Source organism: Corynebacterium sp. ED61 (assembly GCF_015233855.1).
Classification (GTDB): domain Bacteria; phylum Actinomycetota; class Actinomycetes; order Mycobacteriales; family Mycobacteriaceae; genus Corynebacterium; species Corynebacterium dentalis.
Window position 1 is genome coordinate 192347 of record NZ_JADGIT010000001.1, and the last position, 24821, is coordinate 217167.

Sequence of the window (24821 nt, forward strand, 5' to 3'; positions counted from 1 at the left end):
TTACTCGTCTCCCTGTCCGTGGATTGTCCACGGGTCGGTCCTGATGTCCAGTACGTGCGTATCAACGGGGATTGACTCGGCCTCTAGTCCGCGTGCCACCACCTCAGCGGCTTGGTTGCACCACGGGAATTCGCTAGCCCAGTGGGCGGTGTCAATGACGGCGCAGCCACCGGCGCGCAGGTGCTCGTCCACGGGATGATGGCGCAGGTCGGAGGTCACAAAACAGTCGACGTCCATCTTCGCCACGGTGCCGAGGAAGCTTTCCCCTGCCCCGCTTGCCACAGCCACCTTACGGATCATCGCCTCGGGATCACCCGCGGCGCGCACTCCCCAGGTGGTGGCGGGCAGCGTGGTGCGCACGCGCTCAGTGAACTCGCGCAGCGTCATCGGCTGATCCAACTCACCCACGCGCCCGATGCCCAAGTCTTTTTCGCCCAGTTCGCGAGTGCCGGAGTGCGTTTCCACCACGTCCAGCGCGGGCTCCTCATAAGGGTGCGCCTTCACCAGCGCCGCCCGCACGGATTCCCGGGCGCGTCGCGGGGCCACAAATTCCACGCGCAGTTCCTGCACGCGCTCCAGCTCGCCGCGCGAACCGATATGGGGATCCGCGCCCTCGCCCGGGCGGAACTGGCCCGTCACCGCGAATTCGAAACCAGCCTCGGTGTAATCCCCCACCGTTCCTGCACCGGCCGCGAACACCGCGTCCTTCACAGCCTCCGCGCTCTCTGCGGGCACCGTGAATCCCCACTTATCCAGCTCATCCACGATCGGCCGTAGCGGCGCCCCAGGAGTCACGCCCAGCAGCTCCGCCAACTTGTCATTGACACCCGGCCGCGCGGAATCCGCATTCGTGTGCGCCGCAAACAGAGCCACACCAGCGCGAATCAGCTTGTGCACAATCCGCCCTTTCGGCGTATTCGCCGCCACGGAATTCACCCCGCGCATCAGCAGCGGATGGTGCACGATCAGCATGTCCGCGCCCCGCGCAATCGCATCGTCTGCCACTGCGTCCGTGCAATCCAGCGCGAACACCACCGATTCCACAGATTCGGCGGGGTCGCCGCAGATCAAACCCACGGCGTCCCACGATTCCGCCAAATACGGCGGGTAGGCACGCTCCATCACGCGGATGACGTCCCCCACGGTCGCGGTGCTGTTATTGGCTGGCACGGATCACTCCTGACCTTGAATTATTCAGTTCCCACAATCCCCGTCCACCCTAGCCATTCGCGAGACAACGCGGGGAGCGCACGTGGGGACGAGGTTGGCGCTCAGAAGAAAAGGAGGACACGGGAGCGCCACCGGGCACTCGGGTAGGCTGCGCAAGGGACACAGACCACGAAGGAAGGGGCAAACTATGGCTGAGCAGCAGATTCGAAAGATCACGGTGGTGTGCACGGGCAATATCTGCCGCTCGCCGATGGGTGACGTGATGCTCAATGCGGCGCTTCAGGATGCCGGGATTGGCGACGTGACCGTCAATTCCTGCGGGCTGGCGGGCTATCACATTGGCCAGCACGCCGACGAGCGCGCCATCGCCGAGATGAAGCGGCAAGGCTACGACGGCTCGCAGCACATCGCCGCACAGTTCGGCCCAGAACACGAGGACGCGGATGTGTTCCTGGCGATGGATCGCGGCCATGTGCGTGGGTTGCGGAATCTTGGCGTGGATGCGAATCGTATTTTCTTGTTCCGTGCGTTCGACGCCAAATCCTTCAATCCCGAAGCTCATCCCGAAGGCCTGCACTCGATGGAGGCCCCCGAGGTGGCGGATCCGTACTACGAGGACGAGGCCGCGTTTACCGAGGCCGCGGAGCAGATCGAGGCTGCCGTGCCGGGGGTTATGCGCGAGCTGCTGGGTAAGTAGCTGCGCTGTCTGTGGAGGCTAGGCTGGTGTAGCTACCTTGGCCTGTTTCAAAGCGGGGGTTAGAAGCGCTCGCCGCGCTTTTGGGAGCGGCGCTCCTCGAAGCGGGAGCGGGTTCCGCCGTAACGATCGGCGAGCTTGCGCTCGGCGCTGTTCTCCTCCACGGCTTGCTCGACGCTGGATTTACTCTTCTTGGAATTGTTCAGCTCGGTTGTGCCAGGGGCTTGATTGTTCTGCTCACGCTTAGCGGAGACTTGCTCTTGTACCCTGCCAGCAGCTTCCCGCTCCGCTTCACCCGCTTCTGCGCCAGTGGAATCTGCACCACCAGGGTTTACGCCAGCACCGATCACTCCCTTCGCCGTCTCGGCCTCGGCAATCTCCTGCCTTTCCCGACGCCGCTCGCGGATCTCCGAGTAGCCAAACCAGATCAACGCCGCAGGGGCCGCGATGCCGAAGGTGATCCACTGAATGCCATACGAAAGGTGCGGGCCGTTATCCAACTGCGGCAGCGGAATGGCGTTAATGGTGGCGTCTGAGGAATCCTGCTCATTCATCGCATCCACGGACACCTCGTCCAGCTGAATGTACTCCTCCACCAGCGGAGTCTCCTGCCCACTGGACAACGCACCAGCAGCCTCCAGCTCTGGCTCCACTTCCTCCCCGATGGTCTCAGTGTGGATACCCATGACCTGCGTGAACCCCTGCGACTGAGTGGGTGGCGTATTCGCCTTGGCCTCGCTCATCCGGACATACCCAGTCACCGTGACATCCTCTGCGGGAGGATTCGGGATCTCCGGAACATCGGCACCCTCCACCGGTGGGACCCATCCGCGGTTGACGAGTATCGTCTGGCCGGCTTCGGTCTGAAAAGGGGTGAGGATCTGAAACGCCGGCGAACTCGATACGGGCCGGTTGCGCAGCAACACCTCGGCGTCGGTGATGAAGCGACCTTGCAGCTGGACGTGAGTCCATTCCTTCTCCAGCCCGGCGGAGGAGCCGTCGCGCGGGAGTACCTCGGCGGCGGGCACGGGATCGTACTGCATCGCGGCTTCGAGGCGATGGTTGAAGGCGCTCTTCTGCTCGCCCTTGTTCAGCTGCCAAGGGCCGAGGAATGTGAACGCGAAGTAGGTGAAAGTCAGCACCAGCACGGCTGTGAGTACCCAGCCGGGGGTCAGGAAGGCTTTCCACCCTTGTCGCCGTTTCGGTTCATTCATCACACCCCCAACTTATCAGCCGCCTAGGACAGCTCCGATTCGTTGAGTAGGTGGTTAGTGGGGCGCGGTGGTGGGCTGTTGTTGCTTCCTCTTGTTGTTGAAGTACCAATTTATTCCGACGACAACCGCGAGGTTCACCGCCATCACTCCAATAAACCACCAGCTCCATGCATGTGAACTAATGAGATGGCGGTCTTCGGCCACAAGCACCCCCTCGCCCAGCAATCCGGTAGACACAGCAAAAAGTCCCGCTCACGATCTCTCGCAAGCGGGACTTCCCAAACTTCTGGGTACCGTGCGCCCTGACGGGCTCGAACCGCCGACCTGCTGGGTGTAAACCAGCTGCTCTCCCAGCTGAGCTAAAGGCGCGCACATGCCGTATTCGGCAGCGCTGATTAGAGTAGCACGCTCATTAACTTTTAAGAAAACCCCAGCTCAACGAGCATTTCACTCACGCGATTAACAGCAAACCGGGGCGCAAGTTCAGCCAACCAGCCCCCAGCTCAGCGCGCAAAACTAACTAGCGCTTCGTGCCGGACGTCACCAAGCACGCGCCCTGCCAGTCACCCAAGCGCTCGGAGCTGGTCTGCACCAGCCCTGCCAGCTGAGCGGACTCCGCAATCACTCCCGGCTCGATGGTCCCTGGAGTGCCGGCTGCTGGCGTCAACAACCAAATACGTCCGTCCTCACCGAGGCTGCGGGTGGCATCAACCAACCCATCAACAACGTCGCCATCTTCTTCACGGAACCACAGCAGAACTACGTCCACCAGCTCGTCCGTGCCCTCTTCCAGCAGCGGGCTGCCGATGAGGTCCTCTAGCGCTTCACTGATGCTGGAATCAGCATCCTCGTCCCATCCGATTTCCTGGATGACATCGTCTGCAGTGACGCACAGTAGATCCGCCCAATCGGGAGTTTCTTGGTCTCGATCCTTCTCGGGAGCGGTACCCGAAGCGTTGCCCACTGGTGTTTCTTGCCTTTCATTTGCGGTGATGGTCGCCGTTTTGTGTGTAGTCACGTCCTAGATGTTTACGCGTTAATGCTGCGGTGGCAAATCGACGCCAGACTTCACACGGCCTTGCTCTGTGTGCAACCTAACATAATTCCTTGTTCCGCAATGGTGTTTCGCTTTGTCGACGTGCCGGTTTGTTCTCCAGTTGGGAGGGTTTCTGTTGGGAACTGATCCTCGCTTTGCCCCACCAAGTGTCTTGGCCCTGGCGTAATGTGGGTGCCACAACTATTGGCAGCAAACATGTCCTACTCGTTAGCTCGAACAGCAATTAGGCCATCGAACGCTGACCAGCATATTGCAGCATTTCGCTCACCAAAGGGCAATACCGCTAACCACCTACCTTTCATCCGTATAAGGAGGGCCATCACATGGCACAGGACACCCCTCAATTCAGTGATAGCAACTTCCCGAAGATCCGCGATGGCGTGGCTTCCTACCTCCGGGATTCTGATCCGGAAGAGACTCAGGAGTGGATGGACTCGCTGGACGGTCTCTTGGAGGCCGCGGGTCCGGATCGTGGTCGCTACTTGATGTTGCGTCTGCTGGAGCGTGCCACTGCCAACCGGGTGCCTCTTCCTCCTTTGTTGTCCACGGATTATGTGAACACCATCCCTACCTCGATGGAGCCGGAGTTCCCGGGCGATGAGGATATCGAGTGGCGCTATCGCCGGTGGATCCGGTGGAACGCCGCCGTCATGGTTCACCGGGCTCAGCGCCCTGGCATTGGTGTGGGTGGCCATATTTCTACGTATGCCTCCGCCGCCCCCTTGTACGAGGTGGGTCTGAACCACTTCTTCCGCGGCAAGGACCACGCTGGCGGCGGAGACCAGATTTTCTTCCAGGGCCATGCCTCCCCTGGTATGTACGCCCGCGCTTATCTGGAGGGGCGCCTGACGGAGGAGCAATTGGATGCGTTCCGCCAGGAGGCCTCCAAGCCGGGCATTGGCCTGCCTTCTTATCCGCACCCACATGGCATGCCGGAGTTCTGGGAGTTCCCCACGGTGTCCATGGGCTTGGGCCCGATGGATGCGATCTATCAGGCGCGTTTCAATCGCTACCTGCACGATCGCGGCTTGAAGGATACATCTCAGCAGCGTGTGTGGGCGTTCCTCGGCGATGGCGAGATGGATGAGCCGGAGTCTCGCGGTCTGATCCAGATGGCCGCGTTGAATAACTTGGACAACCTCACGTTCGTCATCAACTGCAACCTGCAGCGCTTGGATGGCCCCGTGCGCGGCAATACGAAGATCATCCAGGAGCTGGAGAGCTTCTTCCGCGGCGCCGGATGGAATGTCATCAAGGTGGTGTGGGGTCGCGAGTGGGATGAGCTACTGAAGAAGGACACCGAAGGTGCCTTGGTGGACGTGATGAACCACACCTCGGATGGCGATTACCAGACCTTCAAGGCCAATGACGGCGCCTACGTCCGCGAATTCTTCTTCAACCGGGATCCCCGCACCGCCAAGCTGGTGGAGGACATGACGGATGAGGAGATCTGGCACTTGCGCCGCGGTGGCCACGATTACCGCAAGATCTACGCGGCTTACGCCCGGGCCATGGAAACCAAGGATCAGCCCACGGTGATCCTCGCGCACACCATTAAGGGCTACGGCCTCGGCCACAACTTCGAGGGCCGGAATGCCACTCACCAGATGAAGAAGCTCACCCTGGAGGATCTCAAGTCCTTCCGCGATAAGCAGTCCATCCCTATCTCGGATGAGGAGCTGGAGAAGGATCCGTACCTGCCGCCGTATTACAACCCGGGTGAGGATTCGGAGGAAATCCAGTACATGCTTGAGCGCCGCAAGGAGCTGGGCGGTTTCTTGCCGGAGCGTCGCAGTACGTACTCGCCTTTGACGGTCCCTGGCGTCGAAAATATAAAGAGCGCGCTGAAGGGTTCCGGCAAGCAGAAGGTCGCCACCACGATGGCGCTGGTGCGCGTGTTTAAGGATTTGATGCGCGATGAGGAGATCAAGAAGCGCCTGGTGCCGATCATTCCGGATGAGGCGCGCACGTTCGGCCTGGATTCCTGGTTCCCGACGTTGAAGATCTACAACACGCACGGTCAGCGCTACACGCCGGTGGATCATGATCAGATGCTGACGTACATCGAGGCCAAGGATGGCCAGATCCTGCATGAGGGTATTAGCGAGGCGGGATCGATGGCGTCGTTCATTGCGGCGGGTACCAGTTACGCCACGCACGGCGAGGCGATGATTCCGCTGTACATCTTCTACTCCATGTTCGGATTCCAACGCGTGGGCGATTCTGTGTGGGCTGCGGGCGACCAGATGGCGCGCGGTTTCCTGATCGGCGCGACGGCCGGCCGCACCACGCTGACGGGCGAGGGCCTACAGCACATGGATGGACATTCGCCGGTGCTGGCCTCTACCAACCCAGCCGTGGTGACCTACGATCCTGCATTTGCCTACGAGGTGGCGCACATCATCCGCGAAGGCATTGACCGGATGTACGGCGAGGACCGCGGAGACAACGTCATCTTCTACCTGACCGTCTACAACGAGCCGGTGCACCAGCCGCCGCAGCCGGAAAACCTGGACGTGGAGGGCCTGCTCAAGGGCATTTACCTCTACTCCCCTGCGGATAAGCTGGTGGGCAGCGGCTTGGATTCCGCTGGCGATGTGGGAGATGCCAAAGCCGCCGAGCACACCGCAGCAGTACTGGCCTCAGGCGTGGGCATGGAGGCTGCCATCGAAGCGAAGCAGATCCTGGCCAAGGATTACAACGTCAACGCCGCAATCTACTCCGTGACCAGCTGGAATGAGCTAGCTCGCGATGGGCAGGCCGCGGAGCTGGAGCAGTTGCGGGATCCTTCGGCTGAGCCACGGACACCATATGTTGCCTCCGCGCTGGCTGACGTGGAGGGTCCGAAGGTAGCGGTCAGCGACTTCGCCACAGCCGTTCCGGAGCAGCTGCGCAAGTGGGTGCCGGGCGAGTACGTAGTGCTGGGCGCGGATGGTTTCGGCTTCTCGGATACCCGCGAGGCGGCGCGGCGTTTCTTCAACATCGACGCCGAGTCCGTGGTGGTCGCCGTGCTCCTCGGCCTCGCCCAGGAGGGCAAGATTGACCGGGACGTGGCAGCGCTGGCCGCGGAGCGTTTTGAGATTACCGATCCGACGGCAGTGCTGGATCCTCACGAGTAGCGTGGCCTAGTTTCTGGTGTGGGCCGCCCTGGCTTTCGGCTGTGGGCGGCCTCATCTTTCCCGCTAGCTCAACCCGCTAGCCAAGCAGACACGCTCGCAGTACAATAGGTGACATGTCAACTAACGCGGTTTCCGCAACTCTCATTCCCGCCTCAGACCGTCAACGATGGAAGGATTCCGCCGTTGATTCTCGGCAGTCTTTCCGTGCCACGGGCAATTTCGACCTGATTGATAACTCGTGGGGACTGTTGATGATCCATAATGACGACATCGTCTCACCTGGCGAGGGCTTCGATATGCACCAGCACGACAACGCGGAAATCGTCACATGGGTGCTCGATGGAGCTCTGCGTCACCGCGATTCCGGAGGCAAAGACATCATCCTCCCTAGCGGTCATGCACAGGCCATTAGCGCAGGTCGAGGAGTTAGCCATAGCGAAGTCAACGCAGCGGGATATACATCTCGTTCGCGGTTGCACGTGATTCAAATGTGGCTACCACCCGATGAGGAAAATACTGATCCTCACCATGGCGAAGCAGACTTCTCGGCAAGCATCGAGCACAGTAAGGCCACGGGAGAATTCTTCACTGTGGCAGCCGGCAGCGAGCACGATGAAGCATTCGCTCCGCTGCACATCGGCTCAGCTGGAGCACGTTTAGACATCGCTTATTTGAGCGCGCAAGCCACCTCGCAGCTGGATCTTTCCCGCTACTCCCACATTTTCGTGGCCTCCGGCTCAGTGGCGGCAACCATAAACATCGCAGCCAATGGCGATGACTCGGGCGATAGCGGCAATAGGGTTGCCGGCAACGAGAACAGCGAAGTCAATTCCGTCGAGACCAGTGACGATAGAACGTGGGAACTGCACGAAGGCGATGTTCTCCGCGCAGAAGTCCTTGGCTCTGATCAATCAACAGTCACCTTCACCTCCACCGATGAGGCCGCAGTCATGGTGTGGCGAATGAGTTACTCAGCAAAAGAACGTCGCACGCAGCGCTAGAGAGCGTTTCCATAAGTGAAATCTGCGCCGCCACACCGCGATCCGCGCCGAAGATTCACAATCTTTCCCCAACCCACGATCGCTAATCACATCCGTCACACCCACCTGGGGAAATAGGAAGTGCCCTGAGCAGTTTGGGAAAAATTGTGAATTCTGGCCGGCAACACGTGCCAGTTAGCACGCGGTTGAAAACCGGCACAGAGGACGTACAGCCAGTCCTATCGCACCCGCGCGATCAGCGCAGCCAACTCCTCGTTGACAATCTCCGGCGCCTCCACCGGCAGCATGTGCCCGGTCTCGGGAATGTCCCGCAGCCTCGCTTTCGGCCACTCTTCCACGATCGCGCGCGTCTGCGAAGCGGGCGTGACGTTGTCCTTCTGCCCCACCATCACCACTCCGGGGATGTCCGCCAGTGTGGGAGCCGCCTCGGTTTCATCGTGGTTGATGAGGTCATCCATATAACCCAGCACCGTCGTCACTGTGCATCGGTCAATTTCCTCAGCGTGATACTCCACCACATCGAACCGCGCGGACTCCCCTTCTTCCAGCGCCCCGTGGTAAACGAAGCTGGCGATGAACGGCTCCAGCACCCAGTCCACGCTCCCCTTCACCCGGGCGGCCACGCGCGGGTAGCGCTGACCGTATTTGCGCATCAGCCGCACGGGCAGGGACCGCAGGATTTGCGTGACGCCCGCCGAAGCAAAACTACCGATTGCCCCGTTGACCAGCGCAATCCCACGCACCCGAGACACAAGGTCAGAGTCTGCTTGGCGCATCATGCTCAGCACGGACTGCACTCCCAGCGAGTGCCCCACCAGGAGCAAGGGGCCGCTGGGCGCGAGGTGCCCGATGATTTCCAGCATGTCCCTGGCGGTGGTGTCTACTGTGTACGTTTCGGCGGGCCCGGTGCTTTCGCCGTGGCCGCGCAGGTCCGGAAGCAGCATCCGCAGGTTAGGAATCTCGCGCAGGTGCTCAGCCTGAAACACCCACGAGCGGGAGGACAAGGTAAACCCGTGGGCGAAGACCACGGTGAGCTGTTCGGCGCCCTCGGCTTGGCGGGCGGAGAGGATTTCCTTGGTGACGAGTTTGGCGTCGGGAGGAAAATGGACATGGCTGGCAACCACGTGGTTCAGCTCGGGGACTTCGGGGACTCGGCGGGCGAGGCGATGTGCGGCGCGGCGGACGACGAAGCGGGCGGTACCGAAAAGATGGCTGAGAAGGCTCACGTCGCTCCTAGAATATCCAGTGGACAGTTCTAATTAGATGTATTTCTGACAGCCTAGTCCTCGCCTCCAGCGCGAAAGCAATAAACCGCCCCGTCTTCGCAAAAACCTCACTCCCCCTCCCCACCTGCGCATTCCCACCACCCCTCAGGCAAGAAACCTGAACAGTTCCTGATCCTTTGGGGAGGGCTTTACATATCGCGCGCTCGGTTCAATAGACTAGATCCGATTGCTTTGCGTTCGCGAGGCCGCGTGTGCGCCCATCTCACCACGCTCACACTTGGCCCACATCAGGAAGGGTTCTCCACATGGCAGAAAACACGGCAGGCATCTCTGAGCAGCAGAAGCAGAAGTTGGCGGCGGCACTGGGAGGGTCTGATGCGGGCTCTGATGTTGGTTCGACGCCACACTCCAGCTCCACCAAGACTTCCTCCAAGGGTGCTGGGGATGGCGTGTCTGCTGATTCTGTGGAGAATCGCGTGATGGGGATCGTGGAGGATGCCACTGGGGTGGAGCGGGAGGAGATCACCCGGAAGTCCTCTCTCAACGATGACTTGGGCGTGGATTCTTTGACGTTGGTGGATATCGCGGTGCGCCTGGAGGAGGAGTTCAATATCCAGGTGGAGGATGAGGCCATTAATGGCATCGGGAATGTGGGTCAGTTGGTTAAGCTAGTGGAAAAGCGGGTTAAGTAGCTGTTTCTGGGGGCCTGCTGCTGACAGTCTCCCTATTCTCTGCGCTGTCGGTTCGCGTGGCTGTGATGGCTGGAAGGTTGGGGCTTACGACCTCAAGGATCATCCGCACGAGGCGCATCACACCGGCGTGATGGATGTGACCAAGCCGGAGGATTGGGACGCTGGCATCGAGGATTTTGAGGCGAATGTGGGCCAGATTGATGTGCTGGTGAATAACGCTGGCATTCTTTTCGGAGGGGCGTTCACGAAGGAGGGGTCCTTTGAGAAGGATTCCGCGACGGTGGATGTGAACCTCAAGGGCGTGCTCTACGGTTGCCGCGCGGCGTTTCCGCACTTGCAGCCGGGCGCGAAGATCGTGAACATGTGCTCAGCTTCCGCTATTTATGGCACGCCGGATATGGCGACCTATTCCGCGACGAAGTTCGGAGTGCGCGGCATTACCGAGGCGTTGAATTTGGAGTGGGAGGAATCCGGCATCACGGTGGAATCCATTTGGCCGCTGTATGTGAAGACGGGCATGTTGGATAACGTGCGCACGGATGGCACGGATCGTTTGGGTATTCGTTTGACTGCGGATGACGTAGCCGCCGAGGTGGCTGACGTGGTGGAGCGCCCACGCGTTAAGGTTGCTCGGGTGCACACGCCGGTGGGACTGCAGACCAAGATCATGTTTGCGCTGTCCCACTTCTCCCCTGTGGCGATGACACGCTTTGTGAACGCGAAGCTGACCACCAAGCGCAAGGTGAAGTTCTAGTACAGCTCTAACGTGTGGGGGCACTGGGTCAGCTCCCATCGCCCACGTTGAGGTAATTCAACTCCCAAAACTGCGCATTTCATGGTCTACTTAGATTTACGAAGAAAGCCTTAAGTAACTCCTTAGTGTCTCTTAGTATCGTTTCTGCCATCACCATGGCCGGGACTTCCCCGGCCCTGGCGGGGCCAAATCCTTATGGCCCCCTGACTGCCCAGCCCGCGAAGGGCACCATGACCCATGACCCTGGCCGAGGTCTCCAAGCTGATCAAGGAAGAGCTCATCGAGCTGCTGCTCACGCCTGCGCCGAGCTAGCTTGCGCCACTCCTACTGAAAGCCCTTGTTCTCGCAGTTCACGCCGCGACTGCAAGGGCTTGTGCATGCCGCCACCACGGTTCCCCTGTGTGCCCCTCGGTTCACCATTACACTCGCGTCTATTATGCGCATTTCTGAAGTTCTCAAGTCCACCGAGGAATGGCCTGTCGATTCAGTCGCGGCCGCCGCTATCACCACGCCCGATGCCCAGTCCGGCTCCTCCCCCCACGTCGAAATCATTGGCGACGCTTCCGCCGTGTTTCCGCTGGCCAGTGTCAGTAAGCTGATCACCGGTTACGCCGTGTTGTTGGCTGCGGAGGAGGGTGCGTTTGCCCTTGATGATCGCGTTCCGCCCTCTCTTCTTCCTTCTTTCGACGCCAGCCCCACCTATCGCGAGCTTCTCTCCCATGCCTCGGGCATTGGTTTTAGAGATTGGGAGCCCGAAAAGCCTCCGCGTACCAAGCGTATCTATTCTTCGGCGGGTTACGAGGTGCTTGCAGAGGCTCTAGAGCAGACCACGGACATCTCCTTTGTTGATTATGTCCAGGAGGGTTTGTGCCAGCCTTTGGGCATCGAGATCGCGGTGGAGGGGTCTGCCGGCCATGGATTCAGCGCTTCACTGGATGCCTTGACGGTGCTGGCTCAGGAGTTCTTGCAGCCGCAGTTGCTCAGCGAGCAGACACTGAAAGAGGCGTTAACACCCCAGTACCCGGATCTGGCGGGCATCGTTCCAGGTTATGGCCGTCACAATCCGTGCACGTGGGGGTTGGGCTTTTCGCTGCACGGAGGCAAGGATCCGCATTGGATCGGAAGCACAATGCCAGACGATACCGCTGGCCATTTCGGCCAGTCAGGCACCTTTTTGTGGATACACCGCCCCACCGGCCGCGCTGCGGCAGTTCTGACCGATAGGGATTTCGGCGATTGGGCGAAGGGGAGATGGGGGGAATTCAATGATTCTCTCTGGGCGACGATGAGCGAATAAATGAAGTAAAATGGTTATACATACGAGTTGGCAAAACTAATAAACTCTTAATATTTAAATAGTTTTTACCCCCAGCGTTGTCGCTTTTCAGATTCCCGCATTCATCGCACCCGCACTGACTCAGGAGCTTTTGTTGAACAAGCCTAAAATCATGACCGTTTATGGCACTCGGCCCGAGGCCATTAAGGTCGCTCCTGTCATTAAAGCGCTGCAAGGTGACAGCCGCTTCGATACAATCGCGGTATCCACGGGCCAACACAAGGAGATGTTGGCGCAGGTCAACACCATGTTTGGAATCACTCCCAATCACGATCTTGGACTCATGAAGCCCGGGCAGCAGCTCAATGAATTGGTATCGAGAGCACTCGCGGGACTGGATCAGATTATTGACGAAGAACAGCCAGATGCAATTATTTCTCAGGGAGATACTTCCACCGCAATGGCTGCGGCACTGGCTGGTTTTCACCGCGGGTCGAAGATTATTCATTTGGAAGCAGGTTTAAGAACCGGCAATATCCAATCGCCTTTTCCGGAAGAAGCCAATCGCCGGATTATCGGACAAGTAACCTCACTTCATCTCGCTCCAACAAATGAGTCGAAAGAGAATCTTCGGCGGGAAAACTTTCGGTCCAAGGACATCGTGGTGACGGGCAATACCGTCATCGATGCCCTGCTGGAAGCTGCGTCATGGGACACCAAGTTTGAGGACCTGCAGCTAGGCAAGCTGGCTGAAACGGATGACAGGCTCGTACTAGTAACCACTCACAGGCGCGAAAACCTCAACGCCATGACCGAGATCGGGACAGCAGTCCGCGAGCTTGCAGAGCTCTACCCAGATGTGTACTTCGCGCTGCCGCTGCACTTGAATCCTCTTGTTCGCAACGTTGTGCTTCCCAAAGTGGAAGACCTCAGCAACGTAATCATTACTGATCCGCTTCCTTACGATCAGTTCACCAAACTTATGAGCCGATCTACGCTCGTACTCACTGATTCAGGCGGAGTCCAAGAAGAAGCTCCAAGCCTTGGTAAGCCTGTCCTGGTCATGCGTGAGAACACTGAACGTCCCGAGGCGGTAACAGCAGGAACGGTCAAGCTGGTCGGCACAAACCGCAAGCGCATCGTCGCAGAAGTGCGAACCTTGCTGGATAACCAACCGGTTTATGACGCAATGGCTCACGCAGTGAACCCCTACGGGGACGGAAAGGGTGCTCGACGGTCTGTAGCCGCAATTTCTGAGCTCTTTAACGTAGGTGAACGCCTCCCGGACTTCAACACTTTTGCTCAAAGCAGTTACTAACTCTCTCCCAGCAACCTCGAAAATCGTCAGTTCCGCTTGAGGACACGCTGACTAAGACAAACGAAGACAAGGATCAAGATGGACAACAACTCAGTTGCTTTTATTGGACTCGGCTACATCGGGCTGCCTACTGCCATAGTTATGGCTAATGCTGGTCTCGACGTCACGGGTGTTGACATTAACGAGGCGAATGTCGAGCGCATCAACCGCGGAGAAGTGACCATTGTCGAGCCTGGGCTGGAAGAAGCCTTGCTTTCCGCTATTGAATCCGGCCGGTTTCGCGCGACGACCAAACAGGTGCACGCAGATTGCTACATCATCGCTGTGCCCACGCCATTCAACGATGACTACTCGGTAGACATGAAGTACATCTACTCGGCAGCCGAGGCTTTAGCTCCAAAGCTCGAGGGCGGGGAACTGGTTATTCTCGAGTCGACGTCTCCGCCACAAACCACCCAGAAGATGGCTGACCGAATCCTAGAACTACGCCCCGACTTAGTTGCCGATCGTGATGATGCAGTTCAAACTGACAAGCCCGTCATCTACTTCGCTCATTGCCCTGAACGCATCCTTCCAGGCCATGCTCTGGAAGAACTCAAGACGAATGACCGCATCATTGGCGGCCAATCTAAGGTGGCCACGCAACGAGCTACCAAGATCTATGCCAGTTTTTGTGTAGGAGAGCTACTCCCCACAGATGATGTGACGGCCGAAATGGCGAAGTTAACTGAAAACTCATTCCGCGATGTCAATATCGCATTCGCCAATGAGCTGTCACTAATTGCAGACAACCTTGGGATCAACGTGTGGGAGCTAATCGAGCTGGCCAATCACCACCCACGCGTAAATATTCTTCAGCCAGGACCTGGCGTTGGAGGACACTGCATCGCAGTAGACCCTTGGTTCATCGTCGCAGCAGACCCAGAAAACTCAAAGTTGATCCACACCGCTCGTCTGGTCAATGACGGAAAGCCAGACTGGGTCATCGAGCAAGCCAAGCAGGCGATCACCGAGCAGGAAGATCAGCAACTTGCAATCCTGGGATTGGCCTTTAAGGCTGATATTGACGATTTGAGAGAATCCCCAGCCCTTGACATTGCAACTCGTCTTGCCGAGGAAATGGAAGGCGTTAACTTCCTTGCAGTCGAACCAAATATCACCGAGCTGCCGAAAAGACTCCGAGGTTTTGACAACATCGAACTCGCAACCGTCGAAGAAGCAATCGAACGAGCAGATACAATCCTGCTGCTTGTCGATCACCAGGAGTTCAAATCACTCTCTCAGGACGCTCTTCGTAACAAAAACGTCATAGACACAAAGGGCCTCTGGCGATAATCTTTTTCACCCTAGGCCAGAAGATCGAAATCATTCGCACATTTTCTGGACCTCAAATAAAGAGAAAAGACACGTTACGATACCTTGCCAGCAACGGCGCTAGCCATCTGGACGACGCTGCCTGCATCGACCTGTACCAGTTTGGGTTCTTCTTCGAATCGAGACCAAACAGGCAATTCAAAGGCCGCCACACGCAGACCGCAAGAAATCGCTTCTGACACCGCATATCCAAATGACTCCATGAGCGAAGTGGATATCAACCATCCTCCGCGTGCAGCAGCGGATCTGTAGAACTCGGCTACAGTTTGCTGCTGAAGATCCATGAGAATATGGCACCTATGGGCAACCCCCATGGAGTCGCATTCAGCCAAGAAACGATCGAACCTCGTTGGATCACTTTCCAGGCTAACGATCATAATGGCTACGTAATTTTCCGGAAGCTGCGCTAGGACCCGCGGAACGAAATGTGCACCCTTGGACGCCTCAAGTCGGCCAATCCAGACCAAAGGAATAAGACCTTCTTCCAACGAAGAAAGACGATCACTTCGACCGTTAGTATTGAAAACGAACTCATCCACCAAATTAGGAACCACTTGGAGGCGAGGAAGCAAACGCTTCGGAAGCCTTTCGGAAAGCTTGGATTTCATCTCTTGGGAAGGGACAACCAAAGAAGCTACCCGATCCAAAGGAAGTTGAGAAATTTCCTTTTCCACAATGGACATATTCGAAGAATGGAATTCATATGTAACAGCCAATTCATCGCGCTGAACCATTTGCTCGACAATCTTTGGCATACTGAATACGTTGATGGAATCAAATACGTACTCATTGAAGAGGTAGGTTAGAAATGCACCTAAACGAAAATCGGGAACTATTCTAACAGTCACATTATCTAAATCGTCAAATGAATGCCTGCCGCCACGATCATTGGTAAACACCACCAAATACGTATTCTCCTTGTCGGCATTAGCACGAGAGCGAATAACTGCGGTGACGCCACCATTTGAGCAGTTGGGATATAACAACAATTTCATACTAATCCATCTCCCGTTTTTCATTTAGCCCGATAATGTCGGCCATCTCTCGAGCACGATCATCCCATGAAGCGGTATGGAGAAATTTCTCCAATCCCTGAAGCTCCGCTTCTGTGAACGGAGTGCTTACGGCATCCCTTACGCTTTCAACAAAACCATTTAATTCTCGGTACACCCAAGTAGACGGGTACTCATGGACAATACCCATCGGCGCGGAAACGCACCGCAAACCCCAGGCGAAATACTCGTAGATCTTATTCGGATCTACTGAACGGGTTAATGGAAGATTCTTAAACGGAATAATGCCAACTTTCCATTCCCGCACGATAGGTACAAGCTCTTCATGCGTCTTAGGGCCAAGCAGTCGAACATTAGCAGGTAGCGCCAACCCGTCGGGCTCTCCATGACCAACAATTTCGTACTGAAGTTCGGGAGTTCGCTTCGCGGCCTCAACAAGCAGCTCCCAGTCAAACCACGAAGGCGTCAGATGCCCAACGTAGCCGACCACCGTTGACGCCTTGCGAATATCCAAGATGTTAGGCCGGCGTAGGGCACGACCATCTTCAATCACTCTAGGATTTACCCCGTTTGGCACGATGTAATTATTTTTAATTGATGGAACTAATGTCCGAAGTTTTTCATCTAGCCCTATACTCACCGAAACAACCACATCAGATTGCTTAATCATCAATCGTTCCAAAGAAGGTTTATACCACTTCGAATATCCGACGCGATTAAATTCTTCCATATCGTCACGAGCTTCATACGTGACAGTCCAACCTTTTTCTCTAAGTATTTCGCATCCCGTTACTGCGTGTATCCCGGGGAAAGAACTACAAATATAGTGACAACCTTGCCCCTCACGGAAATCTTGTATTAGCTGGACCAGTTTTCCAAAATCTTTTCGATTAATTTGGAAGATGCGATCATAGGGTTGAGCGCTGAACTCTTGAAGCGTAGAAAAAGGAACAAATATAACAAAATAGCCAAGTCGAGCGTAAGCGAGACTCAAGTTATTAGGTCTCAAAGCCAACGTCTCATGCCCTATTGGCGGCGCCGTGGTATCAATCAGAATAACTGGTGCATTTGACACACGTGCTTGTGCAAGAAAATCAGCGACCGCGTCAACCGATATCGTTGCGCCAACATTTTGAACTTCACCACACAAATTCGCGGTCTTCACCCCCCAATCTATACCCTCTAGGTGAAGCGAAACAGCGCCGTCAGGGACTGAGATTCTCCACTTCCGGTCTGTTGGCTTTTTACTTCCGCCGGGTAGCGTCAAAATCGATCCATGAACGGGATGAATGGGCAAATCGCCCATAGGCAAGAGAGACTGCCCATCATGGCCTCGGAAGGAGCATCTAATCGGCGCTTCGGAAGTTTCGCTGTTAGGGATATACTGCACCTGCAGTTCAATCATGTCTGCATTCGCACCTAAAGAGATAACTTGGTTCAAATTGGCACTGGTCAAAGCATCTCTAAATTGCCCAACAACTGCAATAGCACTAGAGCTCTCTTCTCCAACCACTAGCTCATGACGTAGAACCCAGGTCTCGGCGGTCGGCTTCCATTTATGACCCCTGATAGCAACTTGTGTTGCCCGATCCGGCGCTTGTATATCTAATTGTGTAATCGCCCTTCCCTCTTTAAGACAAGGCTCAATGTACTTATAAGGACCCACCGTCCTACTAATAGCCCCCCATTCTATTGGTGGAACCTCCTCCCCCGCCGAATCAAGAAACTTGAACGCTATTAAGGCAATTTTGGCATCATTCTTGTCGGAGGCGGTTTCAACTAAGACGCTGACCATCTGACCAGGTGTAACTTCAGCCTCTAATTGAAACTCTGAGATTCTGTCACCCGGCAGGTAGTCTTCATCAGTACCTACTACCAGCTGGCGACTCCGCTCCCCCAAAGACCTCATCTTATCTAGGGCGGCGGAGCCTTTAAGAAGCATTTTTTTACGATTCAACATTGTACCCATCTTGACAATTTAGAGGAGTGGTAACGCAAATAACTGATAATTAATTCCTCTGAGCGATCTTACTACCTATGGTGTTCTGGCGCTGGGCTTCACTGAGGAAATGGCTTACCTTTCACTGAGCCGGCTAGCCGTTGTTCGGCTCTGCGCCAAAGCTCACCAAGTCTCTGCGCTTCCTCTCCGTACATAATCTTCCGATTGCCATAGTAAAAAGTACCCGGGTAAAAGGTGATCTCACCTAGCATGACACCTCTACTGGAGTCATACATATCCACTCGACAGAAGCTACTTGGTACGGCAACAGAAACCCGCTTCGCAACTGCCTCAAGCATGTCCGCGTTATCAGGAACGGGCCTAGTCACTATTTTTTCAAGATGCGAAGCCTTCTCATGTACCCCAAACCGGCTTTTAACGTCGGCCATGGGAGTGAAATCGCCATTGTAGTAGCTGGCGGCGGCTTGTCCGGCAATATGATCTTCCACCAAATAGAACCCACATTCTCCCTGAAACATGTAGGCTCTTACATCCGGAGGAGGAAACGTCCCGTCAGAATTCTCTAATAGCTCCTCAACTAGGACTAAACCGCGCTCCGAGTCATCATATTTCTGCTTCGACATATCCGAATAATATTGTCCTAGCCTCTGAATCGACCACGTCTCATCGGAAATTAAGTCCTTATATAACCCTGGTTCTATTTTTTCAAGTAGAAACACTCCGATTGAAGTTGACGCATACTCGGGTTTGATTACGAAACGGCGAGGGAATGTTATAGAAGTAAGCCGACTCGACGGGCCCCGGAAGTATAGGTCAGGTACCTTCACGCCGATACCTTCTGCGAATTTTCGACCTCGGTACTTTTCTCCTAAGTAACCAGGTACGCCATCTTCTTGCCCTTCAAGCCTTCTCTTCATCCTTTGGAAGTAATCCATAATGCGATGATACTTCATATTTTAATCTCGCCCCGCTTAAGGCATAGCAAAGTTCAATCGGTTTTGAACTTAGGATCCCCAGACCCTCTGTTGTGGCAAGCAAGGAACTACTTGGCTGCGCGGCATACTGCCCGTTCGGCCCTCTTTACATCGCAACACCTGCCACTCGAGACTAGTGCTACGTAAAGAAGAGCAATCTCTTACATCATCTGCTTACACACTCGATACAGCCGTGTAACCTGCGTCTGTTAGTAAGCGTAATAATCTCTAGTCAGATATTTGAACTTTTTCAAATTTTCAAAGTCATTCTCTTTATACCATCTCAGTCCAGCCCTCTGCATTCCTTCAATTAACCCTCCTGACAGAACGGAAGGATAGGAACTGTAGTGATGCGGATTTACCCTCTGCAAAAATGTCATATCCGTGTTCAACGCTTCTCGCTTTAATACCCCTGGAATTTCTTTCACTAACTTATCCGCAAGATACCCTCTACCTTCAGATAGGAGGTAGAGTGCTGTAACATCCACAGCAAAACTTTCACCGAATTCGTAATGCACCTTTTGTTCGAAGTCCATCGGCGGTACAGTCACATCAATTCCTAAACGGTCCGCCACCGTTTGGACAATCGCGATCTTTCTAAAGTATTTCTCTTCTCCAGGACTAGCTAACGAACGAAGAGAGTGTTCTACAATTTCTGGGCTCTCATTCAGTATGATTTGTGCAGTTCCAATCTCGCTGATGCCTGCAACTGGCATTGCTGACTCGTAGCCAACGCCGCTGAACGCGGGAAATGTGAAGTTTTTCTTCGTAGGCTCATTGAGCTTGAAACCGGAAGCTTCATAGATCGATCCGAACGCGAAGTAACGGGACTTCACTGAATCCCGGTACAACAACGGGCCAATTCCCATAAAAGACCAAGAAAAGCGCCTCAAGCTTGTTTGCGCGAGATTAGTCGAGACGATTTTTGGATCAAAGAGTCGGAAGAATTCACGCTCTCGAGAAAATCTTCCTCCAAAATCCAGGGACACCAGTTCGGTATCTTCAGGTAGCAAGGCTAGTGCAGATAATGAATCGAATCCTCCACTGAAGTTCAGCACCGCAGAGTCTTCTAGCTGCTGCGACTGTCGATCCTGTAGATGCCCAACGGTGTGCACCCGTGACTTGGTCCACAGTTCAATATGCTCTTGATCTTGGCTAGCAATCGGAAAATCAAATCTGATGTGATCAAAATGTGTACCCACGATCGCAGCTAGAGCGTGGGCTAGATTTGAGTTGGATAGTGGCGCTGGCTCAGAAAACTCAAACCATAGCGATTCCTTTTGTGTTCCAATCAGTACATCTAGTCGGATCTCATGCTCGGTGCGGAGCAGATTTTCAAACGAAACTTCCCTCATGTGAACAGCCCTTCTGAATTCTTCTCCCCAATTTGGAAGCTACCGACCTGGATTCTTGGAGCTCGGTAGTCAGATGCGATCTCAGCGAGCATCACGTCAGAATCTTTCTTGGAATTGTCGGCACTATAGGAGGACCACTTCGAATAAAGGCTACAGACGTCCTCTGCTTTGCCATCCGCAATCACAGATCCTTCATCAAGCCAGATGGCACGCTCGCAATTCTTCTCGATTTGTCCCGTACTGTGCGAGACGAGGAAGAGGTTTCCAGCACCGTCAAGAAGTTCCTTCATCCTTCGTTCTGCCTTCTTCGCAAAGCTAGCGTCACCCGTGGATAGGGCCTCATCGATCAAGAGGATCTCTGGATCGATTGCCGTGGAAATCGCAAAGATGAGCCTGGCGCCCTGGCCTGCCGAATATGTGTTCATCGGCCGCTTGATAGCGTCGCCTATTTCCGCCCACTCTGCGATCTTCGGTACTGCCTCTTGGGCTTCGGCCTTGGACATTCCAATAGCCAAACAACCAAGATAAATATTTTGCTCGCCAGTCAAATACACCTGCAGAGCCGGCGAGACACCCAACAACGTAGGCCGAGATCGAACAAGTAGACGCCCTTCAGTCGGAGATTCTCCCCCTGCAATCAACTTCAAAAGAGACGATTTACCTGAACCATTCTTACCTATAAGGCCGATCGATTCCCCGGCAATCGCCACCAGCGAAACGTTCTTGACTGATTCGACCTGCATTGTCGAACTTTTGCCAAACAACGACGGCTTTGAGGTGTCTGCCTTGGTATCTCTGACTGTATAGCGCTTGGTGACGGATTCCACCACCACAGTAGGATCCGAGACGACACCGCCTGACTTCATAGGCTTACTTGCTTCGTGCATAGCGCGCCTCCGCTCCCCAGAAGAAGATGAGTCCTGCGCAAAAGGTGCCGAATCCCCACGCAGATAGGACCAACCATTCGTGCATCGTCAGCGTGGAATGGTTCATTACCACTTCGCGCGCTGCGTGAATGAACTGGTAAGCGGGGTTAAACGTCATGATGCTGTACACAGTTGGGTTCTCTGCAAATCGCGAAATGTCGTAGAAAATTCCCGAGCCAAACATCCATGCTCTAGAGAAGATATCGATGATGGCGCGGATGTCGGCGAGGAAGAATGTAGCGCGAGCAGCGATGAACATGAGTCCACCACCAAATAAACACATGAGGATGAAGATGGGCACCGTCAGTAGGATTGTCCAACTCAGTCCTTTGTCCCATTGGAAAACAATGGCAGCGATGACAGCCACGATGATTGCGGGAATGGTGTCATAGACATAGCGCAGAATTTGCGACAGCACGATAGATGCACGAGGGAACGAGAACGCCTTCATCACGTTCTTATTGGCCTCTAACAGTCCCGACCCCGCAGAAAGCATCTTAACCATCACACTGAAGAAGGTGATGCCCAGGATCACGAAGCCTACGAAATTGTCTACACCTCGCGACGTTTTCAGCAAGAGACCAAACAAGGCTCCGTACATCAGGGCATCAAGCAGTGGACCGGCAATGATCCAGAACTTCCAAAAGCGATAGTTTCTTGTTGTCCTAAACGCCTTGGACCGGGCATCGGCCAGGATAAAATCTCGGCGGCCAATCAATTCCGCCAAGTACTTCAGCAGACCTGGCTGTGCACCGAGTTTTTTCAATCCAGCGGCTTCAACAAGAATCAGATCTCGAGACTCCTCCGGAACCTTCGATTCCACTGCGACTCCGCTTTCGACTTCTGTGGAGCCAGAGCCTGGAAAACTATGACCTCCGATGATCGACTCCTTTTCCATGTAGAGCGAGGATACCCGCCGACTGCCCCGCTAAGCAGAAACCTAGGATTCTCATTCGTTTGTTCCTTGTCCCAACCCGCTGCTGACATGGGTGAGCAGGCCCTCGACAATCTCTCGAATCTCACCCGCATTGCCAATCGTGGATTTCAAATCCACATCCTCCATAGACAGTGGCGATCCTGGTTCGACATGAGCCCATATTCGGGCACCACTCCCCCGATAATCCGCATATTTCGAAGGCAAAAAGGGGTTATTGATGAACGTTCCTTCCGTCACTGCGTCGCCAACGAAGAGAACATCAAACGCAGCAGATGTGGCCAGAAACGACAAATACGGTAAGCCCGCCGACACGGTGACCATCTCCCGCAACGGCTCTGGAACCAACGCCTGAACCTGTTCCACACTGGATGTGAAGATGTAGAAGTGAATTGACCTGCTGTTGGTCAATCCAAGTTGCTCGAGAGTTTCGAAGACCTCTCCAAGACCGCGGTTGGGATAGAAATTGCCGAAGTATCCAATATTGACCGTCTCACTAGGCAACCTGACGGCTGGAGGGTTTACGGAATACATGTCTGCCGTAGGTACCGGCTGCGGACGAATCACGCTCTTGGTTCGAACCTGCTCTGCAAAATCGTTGCCGTACGCGCTCAGAACCACGTCTCGTTGGTTCGCATTGGTGAATACGACCTCATCGGCATGGATAAGGGTAAGAGCCTCAATAAGATCGAATCCGTTGTCCACGTCCATATGCGGATTCTCTGCATCCGCAGCGGCTGAAAGCTTGCAGGTCAATGCATCCGAGGTCAACGGACAGTCGCGCTCTTTTGCATTGGCATCCAACCGCATGGGATCCGAAAACTCCGCAGTCCATGGAACATCCGGATGCTCCTGCTTATACAGGTAAGCCGCGAGATGCGATGCTGGCCACATGACACGTGAATACAACGAGTCGTAGGGCTTGGCTCTAGCCCTGGTCAATTTCTCCGCCTGTTTAGCAGCGTTTTCTGCGAACTCTAGGATCAAGCTCCAATTGGCGAAAGAGGCCGGTGTTTGAATCTCAATGCGGTTATCGATCCATCGGCTAGCTAGTTCTAGCAATGAGCTGTCCACGTTGCGCACTCGGGACATATCCGCGGAAATCACGTCCACGTACTCCGCTTGTTGCAACACGAGTTTTGCAGCGACCATGGCCGAGGTGTCGGCATACGGTGGGAAGCAATAGGAAAATACGAGTTGTCTAGCTTTCCCCTTGTTCAGTTGCTCCCACGGCACCCATTTCACATGGGCTGCAGCGATAGCATCCCGGATAGCCTCGTGCTCTTCGGAGTGTGTATCCCAGTAGCGCTGCACAAATCCAAATTGAGAGGCACACAGACTTCGTTGAGCTGCCTCTGCTTTGCCACTAGTTAAATGCCTTTGAATACTGGCGATACACGCCAACCTATCCGACACGTCGAATTGGAATGATTCGCTCTTACGAGAGACAGACTGTTCCCGGATTGTCCGAATATATCGGTTACTGCCTGAATCCTTCAGCGCACGCACCGTGAGGCCGGGGTACGTCAGCAGGCCTGCGAAATATGCAACATCTTCACCAGAGGTCAACGACTCGTCGTATCGCAATTGGTTAGCAATCACGGTGGGTAGCGACTTACAAGCATTGAAACCCAACGTCCACGGCTCAGCATCGATAGCAAACTCTTTTTTTGCCCTTGCCTGAATGCGCTGAGACAGCGTGCTGTTCTGGAGTTCACCGGAGGTCTCGAGACGATCACACATTGGCGCCAGTGCAATGTGTCGCAGACTAGATGCTTCCAATAGATCTTTGAGAAAGTCTGGCTCGATGAAGTCATCATCGTCCACGAATGTCACAAATTCCCGGGTTGCCGTAGCCAGCCCGATATTCCGGGCCACGCTCGCTCCGCTTTTGAGCGATCGGACGATCCGAAGAACGAGCTCTGGGCGTTCCTTGCGGATCTGTATAAGGTAGTCGCCGGTCTTGTCATCGGGCCCGTTAATGACAAAGACTATTTCGAAATTCTCAGTTGAAAGGGACTGCGCCTCCACCGATTCGAGGAGTGAAGGCAGACGATCGAGCCCTTGGAATGTGGGAATAATTACCGAGATCCCAGGGGCGTACAGACGATCTTTCTGAAGAGACTGATTCATCTACAACGCCTTCCATACTTTGAGTGCCACCCGGAATAGCGGCCGAGGTAGCCTCGCGGCAAGTTGTTTCTCTCTGCCGTTGAGCAGCGACTTAATACGTCGGCGAAGTTGCGAATCCGTTACTCGCTGGTTGGCTGCGGAAGAGTTTTCGGTGGCAATGTTCTTAGTGATCTCGTCGACAACTCCCTGCCTGCTCAACCGTCGGCGCTTTTCTACGCTCGCTGTGGCGACCACTGCGTCCAAGACCACCCGGCTCGGTATTTCTTCGGCTTCAGAGTCTTTTTTCAAATACAAGAACGGGATTTTCTCGAGAGAGTCCACTGCGCTCAATCGGATTTCATTGTCAAGCGCAGACACATCCGCCACTTTCTCCATGGAGTCCGCAATCACCCATGCGCCCTTGTACTCAGAAAGGGAAATCAGTTGGGCTAACTGAGTGGATGATCGCCAAGACACCACTAAAGGACATGAACCGTCACCTTTGGCCAAAGACGGATAGTCCTCACTATCACACCAAATGTAGTCTCTAATACCGCTTGGGATCATTGTCTCTGACATTTCACTGGCCCCAACAAGAAGCGGTCTTGCTCCAATCATTTCAACAAGCTTGGGTTTGTGCTCATTATCCATT

21 protein-coding genes and 1 tRNA gene are annotated in these 24821 nt (G+C 55.0%); 8 read left to right on the forward strand and 14 right to left on the reverse strand.

The window, feature by feature from the left end:
- Positions 1 to 1170: a Nif3-like dinuclear metal center hexameric protein gene (locus IM764_RS00850; protein ID WP_370551496.1), complete on the reverse strand. Its 1170-nt coding sequence runs from the start codon at positions 1168 to 1170 to the stop codon at positions 1 to 3.
- 187 nt (positions 1171 to 1357) lie between these two features.
- Here IM764_RS00850 and IM764_RS00855 point away from each other — a divergent pair, with 187 nt between their 5' ends.
- The gene (locus IM764_RS00855; protein WP_194186557.1) at positions 1358 to 1867 is read left to right on the forward strand and encodes a low molecular weight protein-tyrosine-phosphatase; all 510 of its coding nucleotides are present in this window, start codon (positions 1358 to 1360) and stop codon (positions 1865 to 1867) included.
- A 59-nt stretch (positions 1868 to 1926) separates the two neighbouring features.
- Here the strand turns inward: IM764_RS00855 and IM764_RS00860 are convergent, their stop codons facing one another.
- From IM764_RS00860 to IM764_RS00875, 4 genes are all read right to left on the reverse strand, one after another.
- Positions 1927 to 3078: an SURF1 family protein gene (locus tag IM764_RS00860; protein WP_194186558.1), complete on the reverse strand. Its 1152-nt coding sequence runs from the start codon at positions 3076 to 3078 to the stop codon at positions 1927 to 1929.
- A gap of 54 nt (positions 3079 to 3132) precedes the next feature.
- Positions 3133 to 3315, reverse strand: a complete 183-nt coding sequence (locus IM764_RS00865) for a hypothetical protein (RefSeq protein ID WP_194186559.1) — start codon at positions 3313 to 3315, stop codon at positions 3133 to 3135.
- 59 nt (positions 3316 to 3374) lie between these two features.
- Positions 3375 to 3447: transfer RNA gene (locus tag IM764_RS00870), tRNA-Val, on the reverse strand.
- Positions 3448 to 3598: 151 nt separating this feature from the next.
- The gene (locus IM764_RS00875; protein ID WP_099299015.1) at positions 3599 to 4042 is read right to left on the reverse strand and encodes a DUF3052 domain-containing protein; all 444 of its coding nucleotides are present in this window, start codon (positions 4040 to 4042) and stop codon (positions 3599 to 3601) included.
- A 416-nt stretch (positions 4043 to 4458) separates the two neighbouring features.
- Between IM764_RS00875 and aceE the strand changes: the two genes are divergently transcribed.
- Together aceE and IM764_RS00885 are read left to right on the forward strand one after the other, a co-directional pair.
- A complete protein-coding gene (gene aceE / locus IM764_RS00880; RefSeq protein ID WP_194186560.1) occupies positions 4459 to 7254 on the forward strand; it encodes a pyruvate dehydrogenase (acetyl-transferring), homodimeric type in 2796 nt (931 codons plus the stop codon).
- Positions 7255 to 7367: 113 nt separating this feature from the next.
- Complete coding sequence (locus tag IM764_RS00885; protein WP_194186561.1) at positions 7368 to 8255, forward strand: pirin family protein; 888 nt, start codon at positions 7368 to 7370, stop codon at positions 8253 to 8255.
- Positions 8256 to 8473: 218 nt separating this feature from the next.
- Here the strand turns inward: IM764_RS00885 and IM764_RS00890 are convergent, their stop codons facing one another.
- Entirely contained in the window at positions 8474 to 9481 is a 1008-nt protein-coding gene (locus IM764_RS00890; protein WP_194186562.1) for an alpha/beta fold hydrolase, read from the reverse strand.
- 305 nt (positions 9482 to 9786) lie between these two features.
- Between IM764_RS00890 and IM764_RS10300 the strand changes: the two genes are divergently transcribed.
- The 5 genes from IM764_RS10300 to wecC all read left to right on the forward strand — a co-directional run bounded on the left by IM764_RS10300 (position 9787) and on the right by wecC (position 14856).
- The gene (locus IM764_RS10300) at positions 9787 to 10173 is read left to right on the forward strand and encodes an acyl carrier protein (protein WP_228073188.1); all 387 of its coding nucleotides are present in this window, start codon (positions 9787 to 9789) and stop codon (positions 10171 to 10173) included.
- A 34-nt stretch (positions 10174 to 10207) separates the two neighbouring features.
- Positions 10208 to 10927: an SDR family NAD(P)-dependent oxidoreductase gene (locus IM764_RS00900; protein ID WP_370551509.1), complete on the forward strand. Its 720-nt coding sequence runs from the start codon at positions 10208 to 10210 to the stop codon at positions 10925 to 10927.
- Between the two features lie 436 nt (positions 10928 to 11363).
- Complete coding sequence (locus IM764_RS00905; protein WP_194186563.1) at positions 11364 to 12224, forward strand: serine hydrolase; 861 nt, start codon at positions 11364 to 11366, stop codon at positions 12222 to 12224.
- 133 nt (positions 12225 to 12357) lie between these two features.
- A complete protein-coding gene (gene wecB / locus IM764_RS00910) occupies positions 12358 to 13521 on the forward strand; it encodes a non-hydrolyzing UDP-N-acetylglucosamine 2-epimerase (RefSeq protein ID WP_194186710.1) in 1164 nt (387 codons plus the stop codon).
- 78 nt (positions 13522 to 13599) lie between these two features.
- Positions 13600 to 14856 (forward strand): UDP-N-acetyl-D-mannosamine dehydrogenase, encoded by a 1257-nt coding sequence (gene wecC, locus IM764_RS00915; protein WP_194186564.1) that lies wholly within the window; start codon positions 13600 to 13602, stop codon positions 14854 to 14856.
- A gap of 74 nt (positions 14857 to 14930) precedes the next feature.
- Here the strand turns inward: wecC and IM764_RS00920 are convergent, their stop codons facing one another.
- The 8 genes from IM764_RS00920 to IM764_RS00955 all read right to left on the reverse strand — a co-directional run bounded on the left by IM764_RS00920 (position 14931) and on the right by IM764_RS00955 (position 24820).
- Positions 14931 to 15890: a glycosyltransferase gene (locus IM764_RS00920; protein ID WP_194186565.1), complete on the reverse strand. Its 960-nt coding sequence runs from the start codon at positions 15888 to 15890 to the stop codon at positions 14931 to 14933.
- Position 15891: 1 nt separating this feature from the next.
- Positions 15892 to 17868, reverse strand: coding sequence for a hypothetical protein (locus IM764_RS00925; protein WP_194186566.1), 1977 nt, complete (start codon positions 17866 to 17868; stop codon positions 15892 to 15894).
- A gap of 98 nt (positions 17869 to 17966) precedes the next feature.
- Entirely contained in the window at positions 17967 to 18803 is an 837-nt protein-coding gene (locus IM764_RS00930) for an ATP-grasp fold amidoligase family protein (RefSeq protein WP_194186567.1), read from the reverse strand.
- 248 nt (positions 18804 to 19051) lie between these two features.
- Positions 19052 to 20197: a hypothetical protein gene (locus tag IM764_RS00935; RefSeq protein ID WP_194186568.1), complete on the reverse strand. Its 1146-nt coding sequence runs from the start codon at positions 20195 to 20197 to the stop codon at positions 19052 to 19054.
- Entirely contained in the window at positions 20194 to 21063 is an 870-nt protein-coding gene (locus tag IM764_RS00940; protein ID WP_194186711.1) for an ABC transporter ATP-binding protein, read from the reverse strand. The genes IM764_RS00935 and IM764_RS00940 overlap by 4 nt, the downstream gene beginning before the upstream one ends.
- A 4-nt stretch (positions 21064 to 21067) precedes the next feature.
- Positions 21068 to 22021 (reverse strand): ABC transporter permease, encoded by a 954-nt coding sequence (locus IM764_RS00945; protein WP_194186569.1) that lies wholly within the window; start codon positions 22019 to 22021, stop codon positions 21068 to 21070.
- 51 nt (positions 22022 to 22072) lie between these two features.
- A complete protein-coding gene (locus IM764_RS00950; RefSeq protein ID WP_194186570.1) occupies positions 22073 to 24190 on the reverse strand; it encodes a glycosyltransferase in 2118 nt (705 codons plus the stop codon).
- On the reverse strand, positions 24191 to 24820 hold the full coding sequence (locus IM764_RS00955; protein ID WP_194186571.1) for a hypothetical protein: 630 nt from the start codon (positions 24818 to 24820) through the stop codon (positions 24191 to 24193).
- Position 24821 lies beyond the last annotated feature (1 nt).

Bases quoted from the DNA above. Each gene is read 5' to 3' on its own strand.
- IM764_RS00940 (WP_194186711.1), bottom strand. From the start codon at position 21,063: ATGAAGTCAGGCGGTGTCGTCTCGGATCCTACTGTGGTGGTGGAATCC.
- IM764_RS00930 (WP_194186567.1), bottom strand. From the start codon at position 18,803: ATGGATTACTTCCAAAGGATGAAGAGAAGGCTTGAAGGGCAAGAAGAT.
- IM764_RS00925 (WP_194186566.1), bottom strand. From the start codon at position 17,868: ATGTTGAATCGTAAAAAAATGCTTCTTAAAGGCTCCGCCGCCCTAGAT.
- IM764_RS00905 (WP_194186563.1), top strand. From the start codon at position 11,364: ATGCGCATTTCTGAAGTTCTCAAGTCCACCGAGGAATGGCCTGTCGAT.
- IM764_RS10300 (WP_228073188.1), top strand. From the start codon at position 9,787: ATGGCAGAAAACACGGCAGGCATCTCTGAGCAGCAGAAGCAGAAGTTG.
- IM764_RS00935 (WP_194186568.1), bottom strand. From the start codon at position 20,197: ATGAGGGAAGTTTCGTTTGAAAATCTGCTCCGCACCGAGCATGAGATC.
- IM764_RS00855 (WP_194186557.1), top strand. From the start codon at position 1,358: ATGGCTGAGCAGCAGATTCGAAAGATCACGGTGGTGTGCACGGGCAAT.
- IM764_RS00945 (WP_194186569.1), bottom strand. From the start codon at position 22,021: ATGGAAAAGGAGTCGATCATCGGAGGTCATAGTTTTCCAGGCTCTGGC.
- IM764_RS00860 (WP_194186558.1), bottom strand. From the start codon at position 3,078: ATGAATGAACCGAAACGGCGACAAGGGTGGAAAGCCTTCCTGACCCCC.
- IM764_RS00955 (WP_194186571.1), bottom strand. From the start codon at position 24,820: ATGGATAATGAGCACAAACCCAAGCTTGTTGAAATGATTGGAGCAAGA.
- wecC (WP_194186564.1), top strand. From the start codon at position 13,600: ATGGACAACAACTCAGTTGCTTTTATTGGACTCGGCTACATCGGGCTG.
- IM764_RS00920 (WP_194186565.1), bottom strand. From the start codon at position 15,890: ATGAAATTGTTGTTATATCCCAACTGCTCAAATGGTGGCGTCACCGCA.
- aceE (WP_194186560.1), top strand. From the start codon at position 4,459: ATGGCACAGGACACCCCTCAATTCAGTGATAGCAACTTCCCGAAGATC.
- IM764_RS00885 (WP_194186561.1), top strand. From the start codon at position 7,368: ATGTCAACTAACGCGGTTTCCGCAACTCTCATTCCCGCCTCAGACCGT.
- IM764_RS00950 (WP_194186570.1), bottom strand. From the start codon at position 24,190: ATGAATCAGTCTCTTCAGAAAGATCGTCTGTACGCCCCTGGGATCTCG.